17 protein-coding genes are annotated in these 15,396 nt (G+C 51.7%); 5 read left to right on the top strand and 12 right to left on the bottom strand.

All coding sequences use genetic code 11. The features are described 5' to 3' along the window. Positions 1–10 precede the first annotated feature (10 nt). The 5 genes from sufS to sufA are packed head-to-tail and all read right to left on the bottom strand — an operon-like array spanning position 11 to position 5,097. Positions 11–1,231 (bottom strand): cysteine desulfurase SufS, encoded by a 1,221-nt coding sequence (gene sufS / locus N5C09_RS07135; RefSeq protein WP_279748729.1) that lies wholly within the window; start codon positions 1,229–1,231, stop codon positions 11–13. After that, the gene (gene sufD / locus N5C09_RS07140) at positions 1,228–2,499 is read right to left on the bottom strand and encodes a Fe-S cluster assembly protein SufD (protein ID WP_279748730.1); all 1,272 of its coding nucleotides are present in this window, start codon (positions 2,497–2,499) and stop codon (positions 1,228–1,230) included. Before sufD ends, sufS begins: the two co-directional genes overlap by 4 nt. Beyond that, complete coding sequence (gene sufC, locus N5C09_RS07145) at positions 2,474–3,220, bottom strand: Fe-S cluster assembly ATPase SufC (RefSeq protein WP_063448950.1); 747 nt, start codon at positions 3,218–3,220, stop codon at positions 2,474–2,476. Before sufC ends, sufD begins: the two co-directional genes overlap by 26 nt. Positions 3,221–3,229: 9 nt before the next feature. Beyond that, positions 3,230–4,720, bottom strand: coding sequence for a Fe-S cluster assembly protein SufB (gene sufB / locus N5C09_RS07150; protein WP_063448951.1), 1,491 nt, complete (start codon positions 4,718–4,720; stop codon positions 3,230–3,232). A gap of 8 nt (positions 4,721–4,728) precedes the next feature. Next, the gene (sufA, locus tag N5C09_RS07155; protein WP_003857741.1) at positions 4,729–5,097 is read right to left on the bottom strand and encodes a Fe-S cluster assembly scaffold SufA; all 369 of its coding nucleotides are present in this window, start codon (positions 5,095–5,097) and stop codon (positions 4,729–4,731) included. A 506-nt stretch (positions 5,098–5,603) separates the two neighbouring features. On the opposite strand from sufA, the gene N5C09_RS07160 reads away from it, so the two are divergent. Continuing rightward, positions 5,604–5,963: a CHAP domain-containing protein gene (locus N5C09_RS07160; RefSeq protein WP_279748731.1), complete on the top strand. Its 360-nt coding sequence runs from the start codon at positions 5,604–5,606 to the stop codon at positions 5,961–5,963. Position 5,964: 1 nt separating this feature from the next. Beyond that, the gene (locus tag N5C09_RS07165) at positions 5,965–6,417 is read left to right on the top strand and encodes a DUF3828 domain-containing protein (protein WP_279748871.1); all 453 of its coding nucleotides are present in this window, start codon (positions 5,965–5,967) and stop codon (positions 6,415–6,417) included. Positions 6,418–6,527: 110 nt separating this feature from the next. Here N5C09_RS07165 and N5C09_RS07170 read toward each other — a convergent pair whose 3' ends face one another. Beyond that, positions 6,528–7,256 carry a MerR family transcriptional regulator gene (locus N5C09_RS07170; protein ID WP_063867053.1) on the bottom strand — a complete coding sequence of 243 codons (729 nt, stop codon included), beginning with the start codon at positions 7,254–7,256 and terminating at the stop codon, positions 6,528–6,530. 188 nt (positions 7,257–7,444) lie between these two features. After that, positions 7,445–8,665, bottom strand: a complete 1,221-nt coding sequence (locus tag N5C09_RS07175) for a diguanylate phosphodiesterase (RefSeq protein WP_279748732.1) — start codon at positions 8,663–8,665, stop codon at positions 7,445–7,447. 339 nt (positions 8,666–9,004) lie between these two features. Here N5C09_RS07175 and ycgZ point away from each other — a divergent pair, with 339 nt between their 5' ends. From ycgZ to N5C09_RS07190, 3 genes are read left to right on the top strand one after another with little or no spacing between them, the layout of a single operon-like run. Then, the gene (ycgZ, locus tag N5C09_RS07180; protein ID WP_063448954.1) at positions 9,005–9,244 is read left to right on the top strand and encodes a regulatory protein YcgZ; all 240 of its coding nucleotides are present in this window, start codon (positions 9,005–9,007) and stop codon (positions 9,242–9,244) included. Between the two features lie 4 nt (positions 9,245–9,248). Then, on the top strand, positions 9,249–9,569 hold the full coding sequence (locus N5C09_RS07185; RefSeq protein WP_279748733.1) for a hypothetical protein: 321 nt from the start codon (positions 9,249–9,251) through the stop codon (positions 9,567–9,569). A gap of 29 nt (positions 9,570–9,598) precedes the next feature. Next, on the top strand, positions 9,599–9,877 hold the full coding sequence (locus tag N5C09_RS07190; RefSeq protein ID WP_022647868.1) for a biofilm/acid-resistance regulator YmgB/AriR: 279 nt from the start codon (positions 9,599–9,601) through the stop codon (positions 9,875–9,877). Between the two features lie 57 nt (positions 9,878–9,934). Here N5C09_RS07190 and N5C09_RS07195 read toward each other — a convergent pair whose 3' ends face one another. The 5 genes from N5C09_RS07195 to N5C09_RS07215 are packed head-to-tail and all read right to left on the bottom strand — an operon-like array spanning position 9,935 to position 15,380. Then, a complete protein-coding gene (locus N5C09_RS07195; RefSeq protein ID WP_279748734.1) occupies positions 9,935–10,588 on the bottom strand; it encodes a LuxR C-terminal-related transcriptional regulator in 654 nt (217 codons plus the stop codon). Positions 10,589–10,629: 41 nt separating this feature from the next. Next, positions 10,630–11,142: a fimbrial protein gene (locus N5C09_RS07200; RefSeq protein WP_279748735.1), complete on the bottom strand. Its 513-nt coding sequence runs from the start codon at positions 11,140–11,142 to the stop codon at positions 10,630–10,632. Between the two features lie 11 nt (positions 11,143–11,153). Continuing rightward, positions 11,154–12,116, bottom strand: coding sequence for a fimbrial protein (locus tag N5C09_RS07205; protein WP_279748736.1), 963 nt, complete (start codon positions 12,114–12,116; stop codon positions 11,154–11,156). A gap of 9 nt (positions 12,117–12,125) precedes the next feature. Then, the gene (locus N5C09_RS07210; protein ID WP_279748737.1) at positions 12,126–14,654 is read right to left on the bottom strand and encodes a fimbrial biogenesis outer membrane usher protein; all 2,529 of its coding nucleotides are present in this window, start codon (positions 14,652–14,654) and stop codon (positions 12,126–12,128) included. A 48-nt stretch (positions 14,655–14,702) separates the two neighbouring features. After that, positions 14,703–15,380, bottom strand: coding sequence for a molecular chaperone (locus tag N5C09_RS07215; RefSeq protein ID WP_279748738.1), 678 nt, complete (start codon positions 15,378–15,380; stop codon positions 14,703–14,705). Positions 15,381–15,396 lie beyond the last annotated feature (16 nt).

The following is a 15,396-nucleotide window of genomic DNA, read 5'->3' on the forward strand; positions in this document are numbered from 1 at the left end:
CGCCTCTCCGTTAGCCAAGCAGCTGGTGAATACGTTTTAGTCCCGCCACCAGTCTGTCGACCTCTTCCGTTGTGTTGTACATCACCAGCGATGCGCGGCACATGGCCGGTACCTGATAATACGCCATCAGCGGCATCGCGCAGTGATGCCCGGTACGTACGGCGACGCCGTAATTATCCAGGAAACTGCCCACATCATAGGCGTGATGCTTGCCGAGGTTAAAGGCTATCACACCCAGACGGTCAGCAGGGCCGTATAAGGTCAGTTCCGGGACGCTGGCAAGCTCCTGCAAGGCGTACTGCATCAGCAGCTGTTCGTACGCCTGAATCGCCGCCAGCCCCGTTTCAGAGACGTAGCTAATGGCGGCGCCCAGCCCGATGATCCCGCCGGTGTTTGGCGTACCCGCCTCGAAGCGCCACGGGGCCCGGGCGTACGTGGTTCCTTCCGTCAGGCTGACGGTGGCGATCATCGAGCCGCCCCCTTCCCACGGCGGCATGGCCTGAAGAATATCCTCCTTCACATACAGCACGCCGATGCCCGTCGGGCCATAAAGCTTGTGCCCGGAGAAAACGTAAAAATCGCAGTCCAGGGCCTGAACGTCAACCGCATGGTGCATGACTGCCTGGGCGCCATCAATCAGCACTTTTGCACCGGCCTGATGGGCTTTGTCGATAATCAGCGCCACCGGATTTTCCGTCCCCAGCACGTTTGAAACGTGGGTAACGGCCACCAGCCGCGTCCTGTCGTCCAGCAGGGCGTCCAGCTGTTCAAGCTGGAGCGTGCCGTCTTCATTCAGGGGAACAACCCGCAGCTGGGCCCCTGCGCGCTCACAGAGCATCTGCCAGGGCACGATGTTGGCATGGTGCTCCATCTGGGTGATGATGATGTTATCCCCCGCGTGCACCTGTGCATTGCCCCAGCTGTTGGCCACCAGGTTGATCCCTTCGGTGGTTCCACGCACGAACACCAGCTCTTCCGGCAAACGCGCGTTGAGGAAGCCCGCGACCTGGGTACGCACGTTTTCCATGCGCTGGGTCGCCTCGGCGCTCAAGGTGTGGATCCCGCGATGTACCGCCGCGTAGCCGTGGCGGTAAAATTCAGCTTCCGCATCCACCACCTGATTCGGTTTTTGCGCGCTGGCCGCGCTGTCGAGATAGGCCAGCGGCAGACCGTTCACTTCACGGGTCAGTACTGGAAAATCGGCCCGGACTTTCTCTACGGGAAATGTCATGCTTCGCCTCCAGGCAGCCGCTGACCGATACGGGCCAGCACCTGCTGTTTAAGTCCGCCGTCGGGCAGCGCTTCCGTCAGCTCAGCCGCAAAGGCGTAAATAATCATCTTCTGCGCGGCCTGCTGGTCTATCCCGCGCGAGCGCAGGTAGAACATCTGCTCGTCGTCAATACGCCCGACCGTCGCGCCGTGGCTGCACTTCACGTCGTCCGCGTAGATTTCCAGCTGCGGCTTGGTGTCCACCTCTGCCAGACGTCCCAGCAGAAGGTTGTTGTTGGTCATCTGCCCGTCAGTTTTGATGGCGTGCTGCGCCACCTTGATCTGGCCGTTAAACACCGCACGACCTTTGTCGCTGACGATAGTTTTATGCAGCTGACGGCTGTTGCAGTAGCCTTTGTTGTGCTCAAGCCAGGTGCGCGTGTCGCACACTTCTGCCTTCACCGGCATCGCCAGACTGTTCATGCGCAGCGTGGTGTTCTCACCGTTCAGCTGGGTACTGGTGTTGTGGCGTAACACCGCGCCGCCAAGCAGGAAGCTGTGGCTGTACGCCGCGGCATCCTGGCCCAGCAGAATATCGTTGTGGGCGAAGTGGTGACTGAGCGGATTCTCAAACGCCAGCTTGATATGGTGCAGCTGGGCGTTGGCCGCCACGTTCATCGTCAGACGCGAGCCGGTAAAATGACGGGTGTCGTTCAGACTAACGTAATGCTCAATCATCGTCGCTTCCGCCCCTTCTGCCAGCTCGAGATGGTGGCGATAGTGGGCGGTGTTGATCTCGTCGCCCTCAACGCCCTGCGTGATATGCATCAGCAGCAGCGGTTTCGCCGGGCGCTGGTTACGCTTAACACGAATATGGGTGACAGACTGCGACAGGCTCTCCGTGAGGTGCAGAAAGACTTCAGGCTGGACCGGAGCGCTCAACGACTGGCGCTCGTCGTTAATGGCGATATCGAACCCGCTCTCCTCCACGCTGTCGCTGAGTTCCTCCCGGAACTGCCCGTCAACAAACACCAGACGCACGGCATCCACACTCAGCGCCAGCGCATCGCGCTGGCCAGGGCTAACCTGGGCCAGGCGCGTGACAAACTCGCCGTTAAGCAGACCGTCCAGCGGGGTATACTTCCAGTTCTCATGCTTACGCGTCGGTAAACCGAGACGCAGCAGCTGCTGGAGATGGTGCTGAGCCTGTTCTGAACGCGAATCACCCTGCGCTTCAAACAGCCGGTGCCACTGCTGGAGTGCATTACTGCTGTTCGGTAAGCCAGCCATAACCCTGCTCCTCCAGTTGTTTAACCAGGGTAAAATCACCGGATTTCACAATGCGTCCCTGGTAAAGCACGTGGACATAGTCCGGTTTGATGTAGTCCAGAATTCGCTGGTAGTGCGTCACGATAATAAATGAGCGGTTCCCGTCACGCAGGGAGTTCACCCCGTCAGCGACGATCTTCAGGGCGTCGATATCCAGACCGGAGTCGGTCTCGTCGAGAATGCACAGCTCAGGCTCAAGCACCGCCATTTGCAGAATATCGTTACGTTTTTTCTCACCGCCGGAGAAACCCACGTTTACCGAGCGGGTGAGCAGATCTTCCGGCATTTTCAGCAGCTTGATTTTCTCTTCCATCAAATCCTGGAAGTCAAAGCGATCCAGCGCCTCAAGTCCGCGATACTTGCGCACCGCGTTCAGCGCGGTTTGCAGGAAGAACTGGTTGCTGACGCCCGGAATTTCCACCGGATACTGGAAGGCCATAAAGATGCCCTCACCGGCACGCTCTTCCGGCGACATCTCCAGCAGATCTTTGCCGTTAAACTCAACGGAGCCGCTTATGACTTCATAGTCCTCGCGTCCTGCCAGCGTCGCTGAAAGCGTACTTTTCCCGGAGCCGTTTGGCCCCATGATGGCGTGAACTTCACCCGGCTTGACGTCAAAATTGAGGCCACGCAGGATCGCTTTCTCTTCCACGCTGACCTGTAAATCTTTAATGCTTAACATGTGCTTTCCTTAACCGACGCTGTGTTCAAGACTAATGGCGAGGAGTTTCTGGGCTTCAACGGCAAATTCCAGCGGCAGTTCGGAGAACACGTCCTTACAGAAGCCGTTAACAATCATTGAAATCGCATCTTCTTCACTGATCCCGCGTTGCAGGCAGTAGAAAAGCTGATCTTCACCGATGCGTGACGTGGTCGCCTCGTGCTCCAGCTGGGCGCTGTTATTGCGGCACTCGACGTACGGGAAGGTATGTGCCCCGCAGTCGGCGCCAATCAGCATGGAATCGCACTGGGTGAAGTTACGCGCGTTGGTGGCCGTCGGCATGATTTTCACCAGCCCGCGATAGCTGTTCTGGCTGTGTCCGGCGGAGATCCCTTTCGAGATGATGGTCGATTTGGTGTTTTTACCGATGTGGATCATCTTGGTGCCGGTATCGGCCTGCTGATGACCGCTGGTCAGCGCCACGGAGTAAAATTCCCCGATGGAGTTATCCCCGCGCAGGATGCAGCTCGGGTATTTCCAGGTAATGGCGGAGCCGGTTTCTGACTGCGTCCAGGACATTTTGCTGTTTTCGCCTTCGCACAGCGCGCGCTTGGTGACGAAGTTCAGAATACCGCCGGTATTGCCGTCGCCCGGGAACCAGTTCTGCACCGTGGAGTATTTCACTTCCGCGTCTTTGTGGATGATCACCTCAACCACCGCCGCGTGCAGCTGGTAGCTGTCGCGCACCGGCGCGGAACAGCCTTCGATATAGCTGACGTAGCTGCCCTCATCCGCCACCAGAATGGTGCGTTCAAACTGCCCGGTTTTTTCTGCGTTGATGCGGAAATAGGTCGAGAGCTCCATCGGGCAGCGTACGCCTTTCGGCACGTAGATAAAGGTGCCGTCTGACGCCACCGCCGCATTCAGTGCCGCAAAAAAGTTATCGTTACTGGGTACCACGGTGCCGATGTATTTTTTCACCAGCTCAGGGTGATCGTGAATGGCTTCACCAAAGGAGCAGAAAATAATTCCCTGCTCCGCCAGCTTTTCACGGTAGGTGGTCGCCACCGAGACGGAGTCAAAAATGGCGTCTACCGCCACCTCTTTACCCTCGCGCACGGGCACGCCGAGCTGATTGAACGCCTCTTCCACCTCTTTGCTCAGGAAGCTGTTCTCTGCACCGGTTTGCTGTACCGCGCCGGGCTGCGAGGCACAGGTGTCATCACAGCTGCCGCAGGACGGCGCGGAGTAGTAGCTGTAATCCTGATAGTTCAGCTTATCGTAGTGCGCTTTCAGCCAGTGGGGCTCTTCCATCTCCTGCCACGCACGAAACGCGCTCAGGCGAAACGCCAGCATCCATTCAGGCTCGTTACGTTTGGCCGAAATGGCGCGCACGACATCTTCACTGATGCCTTTCGCCAGCTCATCGGTTTGCAGCTGCGTGAAGAACCCCTCTTTGTAGTTGAGGTTTCCGCCGCTCCAGGTGTTTACATCACTCGTTGCTTCAGTATTACGAGACATAGTGCCGCCTATACCCCAAAGCTTTCGCCGCAGCCACATTCGTTCTGGGCTTTCGGGTTATGAAATTTGAATAACTGGTTTAAACCTTCACGAACGTAGTCGACTTCGGTTCCATCGATAAACGGCATAGCCTGTAGCGCGACGTAGAGCTTAGCGCCGTCGGTTTCAAAGACCAGGTCATCCTTTTCAGGTTCGGTAACGGTGTCCAGCACGTAGCCAAAGCCCGCGCAGCCCGTCTGCTTAACGCCTAAACGTACGCCGAGGATGTCGGGATTTTTAGCCACCAGCTCATGAATGTGCGCCGCCGCCGCGGGCGTAAGCGTTAAGCCACGCCAGGCAAAATCGGCCGGATTGAAGGTTTCTGAATGCAATTCCATAGGTCCACCTCATCTGATAAGCCACCAGGGCATAACACCATGTTAGTGATAACGATTATCACTTCAACCCCCTGACAGCAGGGGCTTTGGGCTAAACCGCCCTTTTTGGCTACTTTCTTTAAGCATAGACCCTGTGACGGGATGCGGATGGGATGGTGATATTTGTTCAATACATTGATAAATAATGCATTTCAGAGGAAAGACGGTAAAGCGTGGGGCAATGATAAAAATTGCATTGAAAATACCTATTTTTGAGATAGATTTTTTATTTTCATGAATGCAGTCGATTATTAAAAAATCAGCCGCTTAATTCATCATAGCGAAAGACAATAGCGGGAATAAAAAATGTTCGTACGTACCGGGCATAAAGATGTTTAATGGATAAATTAATCATTATTTATCAAACTGATAGTGGTTAAACTCCGATCACGATTAATTACATAAACTCGTCACTTTTCGGCGTAATGTTTCCCTTATTAACCTATTAATCAGTAAGGGATTACATTATGTCGAGCGCCCATAAAGCCGCAGGATATGCTCGTCAGCATGCTGGCCAGCATAGCCAGAAAAGATGCGCAGAATTCGTTTCAAAAGCCATTCGCGCCGGCGGTGCTAATCTACAGAACACGCATTATGCTAAGGATATGAAAAGCAATTTAATTCTGGCGGGCTTCCACCAGGTTTACGGTGAGCCTGTTGAGGGTGATGTGGCGGTGATCCAGCCCACAGCCCACCATCCCTATGGCCACGCATGCATCTATGGCGGGAACGGCGTCTGGTACTCTGATTTTGTTCAGAGAACAATGTATCCGGGAAAAGAATACCGGGAAGTAAAGCCAGCGTATGCAATTTACAGACATGACTGATATGAAAAAAATAATTCTGGCGGGCCTGCTTCTGCCCACTCTCGTATCAGGTGCACAGACGTTACCTCCTGAAGCATCCGCTGCCCTTCAGTTTAATAAGTGGTACATCTCGCAAATTATTAGCGGGAAAGAGCCTCAGAAAAACTATGACGCGCTAAGACCCTATGTCACCCGCGAAACCATCAGCAAACTCAAAGCGATGGATAAGCTTGATCCAGATGAATACGACGTGCCTGACGTCGATATGTTCATTAAAGCTCAGGGATATGAAGATGACTGGGGCGTAGTCAGTGCGCGGGCGCTGGATTACGATGCCGCCTGCATGCAGGTCTACATTTCATTCGGCAAAAAGCGGGATCACACCGTGATTGACTGCATGGTCAAGGAAGATGGCGAGTGGAAAGTTGAATCCGTGGCCAGCATGAATATTTCAGACAACCTGACGATGGAGTAAACCGACGATATGACAGAGGTACTGATGCCATGCATCTTCGCGGATACCCCTGTCGTATCGCCAGAAAGCAAAAAATCCGCGCTGGTGGTTTACCGTCGGACCCCTTAACTTCAGTGATGGAACGCGACGGCAAAGCCCTGTTCACGCCAGTGGTCGAGCTGTTGCTGCTGGCGAGGCGTTGGCTCTTTACCGGTCCAGACGAAAATTTTTTGCCCCGGGAAGAGTTCCGGACGCGGAGAATCAATCGGCTCGGCCAGCACGTCGATATGCCAGCCCTTGTAGGCCAGACGGGCCGCTTCCAGCCACAAATGCGTACGGTCGTCGCACTCCCACCCTATCAGCAGCGCGTCTTTACCGGCTTTTTTGCGCGATTCCACCAGGCTTGTAACGGCAAACTCAATCAGGACGCCATCAAGCAGGCTCGCCATATGGCGCACCGTATTCTGGTCCTGGTTCATTCGCTGTCGTACAGGGGTGATGATGTTATCAATCAGAACATCCATCGCATGATCGCGACGGAACTCACCGATTTTGGCGCGCAGCTTTGCCGGATTGGCGTAGCGCAGAACGGTTAACATCTCTTCCTGAAACGATGCCCAGTTCCCCTGAGTCATCACTTCTGTATTTTCAAGAAGCGCTTTTACTTTGCCGACCGAAACACCCGTTTTCATCAGGCGTTTGATCTCTTCGATACGCAGGATATCTTCATCGTCAAACTGACGATGACCCCCTTCGCTGCGCTGCGGCTTCAACAATCCATAACGGCGCTGCCAGGCACGCAGCGTAACGGGGTTGATACCGCATCGTTCGGCCACTTCGCCGATACTGTAATAGGCCATTAACTCCCTCACGCACAATACTTCCATACCTAACCAAACCAACCTTATCAGATTGTACAATATATTTGTATAACTAACTCCGGGTTCGGAGGCAAGTGAATGCCCAGAGAACCCCTCACTCATTAATGTATTGTTGTATAAATTTAGCCAAACGTACAGGTAACTCTTAAGAGTTACGTACAGGATTTCTATAAATCGTACTTTTTCTCTGGCCAGGCAATCGCTGGAATGCCCCCCAGACGCGGGCTGGCGAACAGGTTTCCCTGGAACTGAGAAATCCCGGCAGATTCCAGCCACATCCACTCTTCGGCCAGCTCTACGCCGACTGCGCAGAACAGAATTTCCAGGGACGCGCAGCATTTGATGATCGCCTGAATGATAGCCTGACGCGGGCCGCTTTTGTGCACGTTGGCAATCAAATCACGATTAATCTTAATTCTGTCCGGCTGGAACTGGGCCAGCAGTTGCAGACCGGCGAATCCGGCCCCAAAGTGATCGATAGCCACGCTAATGCCGGCGCTTTTGAGCTGTCTGACCGCGCTGGTGAACTCCTCAAAGCGCGAGATCGCCTCGCTCTCGGTGAACTCGACCACAATTTGCTCCGGCACAAAACCGTTCGCCTCTATTGCCGTAAGTAAAAAATCGACGGCACCGGGAACATTGACCAGCGTCATCGGCAGCAGATTGATGGACAACGTTTGATTCCCCAGGCCCAGCGCGCAGGCCATCGACAGAGCCACCTGCTTGCTCTTTAAATCCGATTCGTACAGCGCCTCACGCGGCTGGTTAGCAAAATACTCTTCCGGCGACTCCCCGGACGGCGTGCGGAGCAGGGCTTCCCATGAGACCACCTGCTGCATAAACGGATCGACGATAGGTTGAAATGCGAAACTACAGTCAGCCCCCTTTGCCACAACCGTCGGCTGCGAAGATAACGGCGTGTTTTCGGTGACAAATTCCCAGGAATCTGCCGAAGGCAGCTCAAAATAGTTCGCTTTTTCAGTGGCTTCAACGAACGTGCGGAAAAATTGCAGGGCGCGATCGTTATACGTCAGCTGATAGCGGGTGGTGCCTTTATCGAGAACCTGTTGCAGCACTTCGTCCGTGTCGTACTGACGAAGGTCAAAAAGCTCCATCCCGGCGTTGCCAAAGCGCCGGGAAGGACCGTGATCGCTCAATAATTCAACCACGTTGTGATGCCGTGGGTCGCGGCAGATGAGCTGATAGATCTCATTTACGTTCTCAGCGGGCCCTTCAAGTAATTGAAAAAAGTGTGTGCCGTTAAACAGCAAAATCCCCGTTACATCTAACTGGCGATTTCTACAATTTGCAGCATCGACCATGTCTTCCAGCGCTTTAACTGGAACGTCCTCGCAGATATGACTGCGGTAAATAATGGTTGTGAGCATGCTAATCCTGGAGATTGAAGGGGTGACCACGAAAACGCGTGGGGAGAACTCTGTTATAGCACATTTATTGCCCAACAAATAATTTACATCTCAACGATTTACGCGGCGTCTTTACGCTATTTGCTGGCTTGTACAACTCTGCGACGCCGCTTCGGATTGTACAATATATTCTGTAAATTCCGCATAAAATTTAACATGCGTAACAATATGATAAATAAGATTTTTATAAAATATAGTATAAAATTCTTAAAAAATTGTACATTTTAAATGTACAGATTTGAAAATTATGTATACCTTAAATGTAACGTTACTGATTACAGAATTTTACAGGAGCGAAACATGCAGCAGAAAGGTTACGTCGCAGACTCAGCAACCGCCATTGCGCAGTACTTCGAAAAAGCCGCGCTTCCAACCCAGCAGGAAACCCTGGGCCAGGTTGTTGTTGAAATTCTTAGCGATGGGCGAAATCTGAATCGCAAATCGCTCTGCACAAAACTGTTAAGTCGCCTCGAAAAGGCTAAAGGCCCGGAAGAGGAACGCCATTATCACCTGCTTCTTGGTCTGCTCTTCGAACGTTAATGTTATGAAAGGCAGTGATGCAGATAGCCTGATCGACCAGCTTATTGGAGAAGCCGCGCTTTCACTCTTGAAGGGGCGCGCTCCCGTGACGACCGAGGGGTTGGTTCAGCATCTGCGTAACATGCAAGCACGTGAAACGGATCCCCAGCGGCGGGAGACACTGGCGACGGTGATAGCTGAAATCAGCTCTGGCATGGTCGCTTTTACAGGTCGCAGAACCGCACAAGGACGAACACAGAGAGAGGGATCTCTTAAGAATAATCGAGACAATGTAGTGCCGTTATTTGGTCATGGAAAACCTTCCAGTCCCAAGAAGATACATTGACTACAACTTCACAGCTACGGTGAGAACAAATGAGACAAAATATTCAGCTTCAACCCGAATACCACTCTGCCTTTTTAGATAGCGCGCTGTCGGAGTATTTCCGTCATGCGGGCGATCGCTTTGCTGAAGAGTCTGCCATTTTTTCGACTGCGGTTCGTTGTGTTCTCGCTTCCGAAGGTCATCTGACCAACAAAGCGATCATTCTCTGGCTGATCCAGACGCTGGAAACCACCGACGACGTCGTCAAGGCGGATGTGATCCGCAAGACGCTGGAGATTGTTGTCGGTTATACCATGGACGATCTTTAAGGCCTCCCCCTTCCCCCATAAACGGATAGCGTGCCAGGCGCGCTATCCGCTGCCCTTTCAGGTTACTGGTTGTGCATAACTGTTATCCAGGTAGTCCCGAAGCAGGTTGGGCCGGCTCTTTTTCTCTATTAACTTTCTCAGCAAGACGATCAACTCGTAATCGCTACGCAGATTAAATTTCTGCATCATCATATACTTATGGGTAAAAACCGTTTTCTCGCTCATATTCAGCGCGTGAGCGGTCTGCACAACCGACAGCCCTCTGTAGAAATTGACCATAATACGCACCTGCTGTCGGGATAACCCCTTATGCTGGCAGTCGAAACAGCTCTTTTTATTCCACGTGTAACCCGGTAATTGCGTCCTGAACCACGCGATAAACAGTACGCCGCTAATATGATCGAGCGATGCACGGCGAGGCAGAAAAATGATGTCCTGAAAGCAGGAGGGTAATGCCGAAAAACGCAGATCATCCTCGACGAGGCCTATCACAATCCCTTTTTGCCGGGCCAGTAACTCGGGAAAACAGGTCAGCGTTTCACCCTGACATAATGAAAGCACAATGATATCGGCCTGACTGACGTTTTCATGGGTGAGGTCAAGATTAAACGTGATGGAGCGATGAAAGTTATACTTAAAAAAATTCTCGAAAAAGTACTGAAGCCCAGCCTGAAAAAACAGATCCGTTTCCTGAATCAGAATATTCAACATCGTTCATCCCCACGTCGTTAATAAATGCTTATCACCGGAGTTCAGTTGTACTGCATCGTCATCACCACAACTGCACTGATGCTTCCCGGCGTGGCGCCACCCGTCACGGATTTCACCCAAGCCTTCATAGCCATTGTCGCGGTTCTGTCGGCGGCAACAGTTTGCGTAATGCTGGTGCCAGTTCCCTTTAGCGTACCCGTTTCAGTCTCGCTCATGGCTATCGCCACGCGGGTCGCCGAGCCGCTGTTCATATAGTAATCCGCGCCAGCAACGGGATCGGCGTTTCCAGTAAAGGAGACCGTAACGCTGCTCGTGCCTGGCGGACACTGTGTAAACAGCAGGCTAAAAGGCACGGGATCGGAGATAGACCCCGGCGTGGCCATATTGGATGCCTGAATATTACCAAGGTTAATATCCAGATTGTTATTACCTCCATTAAAGATACAAGGGGAAGCAACAATATTTCCGGTAACGCTGACGTTAACACTGTCTGCCGCAAATAATTTACAGCTGATTAAGGTGGCGGCGAGTGCTACCGTGCGCAGAGTATTCATCGTTATATCCATTACTGGTACGTTAAATCAAGGATTGCTGATGCGTTGGCTTTACCTGTCGACACCGTGGGCTGGGTTTGATAATAACGGGCGGTTATTGGAAAGGTTTCCTGACCACCAGCAGATTGTTTCAGAACAATTCGGTTATTTAACTCTAGCGGAGCCCCATTATATAATAATTGTACACCGACACCTTTTGCCACATCCGAATTCCCCTGGCCAGTCAGAGCTAATACGCTTGTAGCACCTACGTCAGGGTTTTGCGCGCCTTGTAACATGACGTTTATATTAGCGTTTTTATCGCAATCAAGGCCTAAATTCTGCGTATTTTGAGCGCCTGATGGAACAGTACCTACTGTACTTCCAAAATTCGATGCTGAAATATCGCCTAAAGGAAAACTTAAATTAGGGGTTGTGATGGAACACGCTAATTGGGTAACCTGATTACCAGTATAGTTAACCGTTAATGATTGTATTCTATCATCTCCATAGGCCTTACCCAGTACTCCAGAGCCGATAACTCCTGAAGTAATGTCGCCAGTCTTAATTAAAGTCACTTCCAGCGGAGCAACAACCGTTTTTGTCGGCGATATTACTGAATACTGCCTAACCTTTGGGAAGTACCAATTTGTAGACGTAAACCTCAGGCTTATCCCTACACCAGGAACATTCGTATTATAATAGTTGGTTATTGTCGAAGGAGTACTGAACATACTCATTTCATAAACAATCGACCCTGTCCCTATGCAATAATCAATATCACCCGTTCCATTTGTGATAAAACTACTTATAACGGTTCCGACTGGCGCATCACGTTGAACGTGTACCGCAGGCTGCTGTATATTAAACGGTTGCGCGGGTTCAAAACCATCTCCCTGATAGACACAATCTGCTTCAGCAGGTGCAGAACATAACCATAACAGTGAAATAATTATAAATTGCCAATGCAGCCTGTGTTTATTTTCATAGCACATAATTACTCCTCAACTGCAATTAAAGGCAACGACAGGGATAGTAGTAAGTTTATCTTGTTCATTAATTCTATAGTTAACCCGACATTGCTCTGAATCATCACTACCCCATTTAACTAACAACGTTCCGTTTGGGTTTAATCCAGTCAAATAGACCTGCCCTTTATCCCCAACGATAAAGCTGTTCTCGCTATTCCCTTTGGCAGTAGCGATAGCGCCAAACGGTACAGGCTGTCCACCGCGGTGTTGAAGCGTCATCAACACCCGCATCCCCACATTTGCTACATAATCCACTCTTACCACCGCACCCCGGGTCGGTATCACTGTTTTATTGGTCAGTTCCAGTTCCACGTTATCAGGAAGCGTATCGGTCATCAGCGCCACGTCGTTCTTACGGTACGGCGTCAGGTTGCTCACCGTTGTGTAACCCCGCCAGTCGGTTTTTGCCCCGCTCTGATTCTGGATACTCACCCCTGCCGCCCCGGGTGCTTTGACCAGCACATTGGTCTCGCCCAATGGTTGCGAGAAGGTCACCCCGTCGGCGTGGGCAATTATTCCACCCTGTAATCCATAGTTCAGACGATCGCTGCCTTTGTCATAACCGTAACCAGCATAGACTTCACCATACGTGCCTTTAAAATCAACGCTGGCGTTTCCGGTATAACCCACGGCATTGTTTCCATGGCCTTGCTGCACATTCCAGCTAAAAGCATTGTTCTCAAGTGCCGTGCCGTTCAATCCAATACTGTGCGTTGTACCGTTGGCCTTGCTGGCGTTTATGCTGTAGTTAACCCACGTACGCGGTAAGAAAGCCTCTAATGGAATGCTTACGTTTAATGCGATCTGCTGATCCTTATCGTAGCGGGTCGTACGGCTATAGCTGTCGGTACTGCCATTTTTACTGTAGGTATAGGTGATGCCGTAGTTCACGCTCTGCCAGGCGTTGTTATAGCCAGCGCTATAAGACGCAATGGTTTTATCTGAATTCCAGTAATCTTCACGCACGGCGCTTAACGTAAGCGCACCCAGGTTCTGACCGATATTCTGGCTCATCGTCAGCTCAGCGCGGTTGCGACGGCGATTCTGTAATGCGCTACTGTCACTATAGGAATCCAGTACTTCCTGCATGCCGTAGTAGCCGCTGGTAGAATAACGGTAGCCTGCAATGGCGAAACTGGTTCCCGTCTCAATAAAGTTCTTGCTGTAGCGAATACGCCAGGACTGCCCGCTGTTTCTCTGCATGTTCCGTGGCGTTGACCACGCCTGGGTAACATCCGCAGACAAGGCACCAATGTCACCCAGGTTTTTACCAATACCGGCAGCCAGAGAATGATATTTACTCGACTCCTGGAAACCGCCGTACAGGGTCAGGCCATACGGCAAGCCGTAGATCCCAGTTAACTGAGTGAAGAGGGATTTATCTGCGTCGTTGTTATACGAGCGGTACTGGCCTCCGGTTATGGCAAACTTAAAGCGCCCTTCTCGCTGTAATACGGGCAAGGAAGCAAAGGCCACGCTAAAGTGCTGCTCGCTGCCGTCACTCTCTTTTACGGTGACATCGAGATCGCCCGCACTTCCAGTTGGATAGATGTCAGTAACTTCGAAGGCCCCCGGAGCCACGTCGCTCTGGTAAATCTGGTAGCCATTTTGGCGAATGATCACCTGTGCGTTGGTACGCGCAATACCACGCACCACTGGGGCGTAACCTTTTAATGAGTCCGGCATCATGTCGTCGTCAGAGGCAAGTTGCACGCCGCGGAAGGGAATACTGTCGTACACGTCAGCCTGAGAGGCACTGTCACCGGTAGTGAGCTGCGCTTTTAGTGGAATGATCGCCCGCTGACCGTAGATGTAGACATTAGCCCATTTTCCGTTACCGGTACTATCGCGGGTCCAGGTGGCATAGTTGCGGAGCCGCCATGGACCGACGTTAATTCCGGAACGCAGGTTGGCGTACAGGCTGTTAGCGTTACTGCTGTTGCTGTCATGTCCCCGGTAATTCGAACCGCTTAGGCTGTAGTTAAGCAGCGCCGCGGTGATCCCTTCATCCCACATTTCTGGCGGCACGTATCCGCGTGCCTGCGCTGACAGCGCCGCCTGTGGAATACTGATCACCAGCTGCTGTGCACTGAAAACGAGCTCGGTGGAAGCCTGAGGGATCGCCGATAGATTCGCACAATCCCCCCCCGAAGCCAGTTCGGGGAATAGCCCGGTTTTGATTCCCCAGCTTGTCAGCTGTGCCACGCTCAGGCAGGGTTGCAAAGTCGTCTCGCCTTCTGCATTTTTTACCGCGTCGAATTTGATCTCACGCGTATCGACATTCTGCCCGCCGATAATAACATCAACCCGATAGGTGCCGGGCAGCTGGGAACCGGACTCAAACGCAGAGAGGTCAGCACCCTTCATGCCTGGATTATCAAGTTCAATCAATTCCGGGTTAAAATATTCATTTGCATAAGCAGTTGGAGTGAGCGCAGTAGCGATTAAACAAGCAAGGGTCGCCAGTTTAAATAAAACCGCCTGCTTATTAATAATATTCACAACGTTGCTCCATCCGGACTAAATAAATGTGCTCTGTCTCGGTGCCTGTCAGAGGTTGGCGTTATGTACCTTTCCGACACCGCCGTAATCGTTTATAATTTTGAAAGTTACCGCCCCACCGGTAATCCCTTTCGGCAAATCAAACCGCGCGCTTGCCCCTGGAAGTACATAGGTTACGTCCTCAAGTTTTTTACCATTGACGCTGATTTCATTGAAATTCATTACGACTTTCGTTGGGTTAACTACCTGGATCTGATTCCCGCTACGCTGCCAGGTTAAGTTATCTGCCAGTTCCTCAGGAATGACACCTTTCAGCGCAGCCGGACGGTAAATCAATTTAATGCGGGTTTTCACCGCTATTTGCAGAGTGTTATTTTTTCGCGACGCCGCTGGAATAGATTTAATGTTTAGCCAATAAAGTGACTCTTTATCCTGCGCAACTGAACCAGCTAATACGATACGTTCCACGTTCTGCTGCCCTTTATCCAGGCGATATAACGGCGGTGTAATAATAAAAGGCGTTTTCTCAGTAATTCCATTTTGCGATTCCACCCACGACTGAATTAAATATGGCGATGAGTCAGGGTTAGTGACGCTGATAGAAGATTCTTTTTTATTGCCATCATAAATAACACGCGTTCCTCCAATAATCACGCCGGCATTTACCTCTGAAACACCGACAAAAAGAAACACGCAAGCAATGAAACTTTTACTCAGAAAATGCATTTTATTCCTCAATAAC

This window comes from Enterobacter sp. GD03975, from assembly GCF_029838645.1.
In the GTDB taxonomy this organism is placed as follows: domain Bacteria; phylum Pseudomonadota; class Gammaproteobacteria; order Enterobacterales; family Enterobacteriaceae; genus Enterobacter; species Enterobacter quasihormaechei.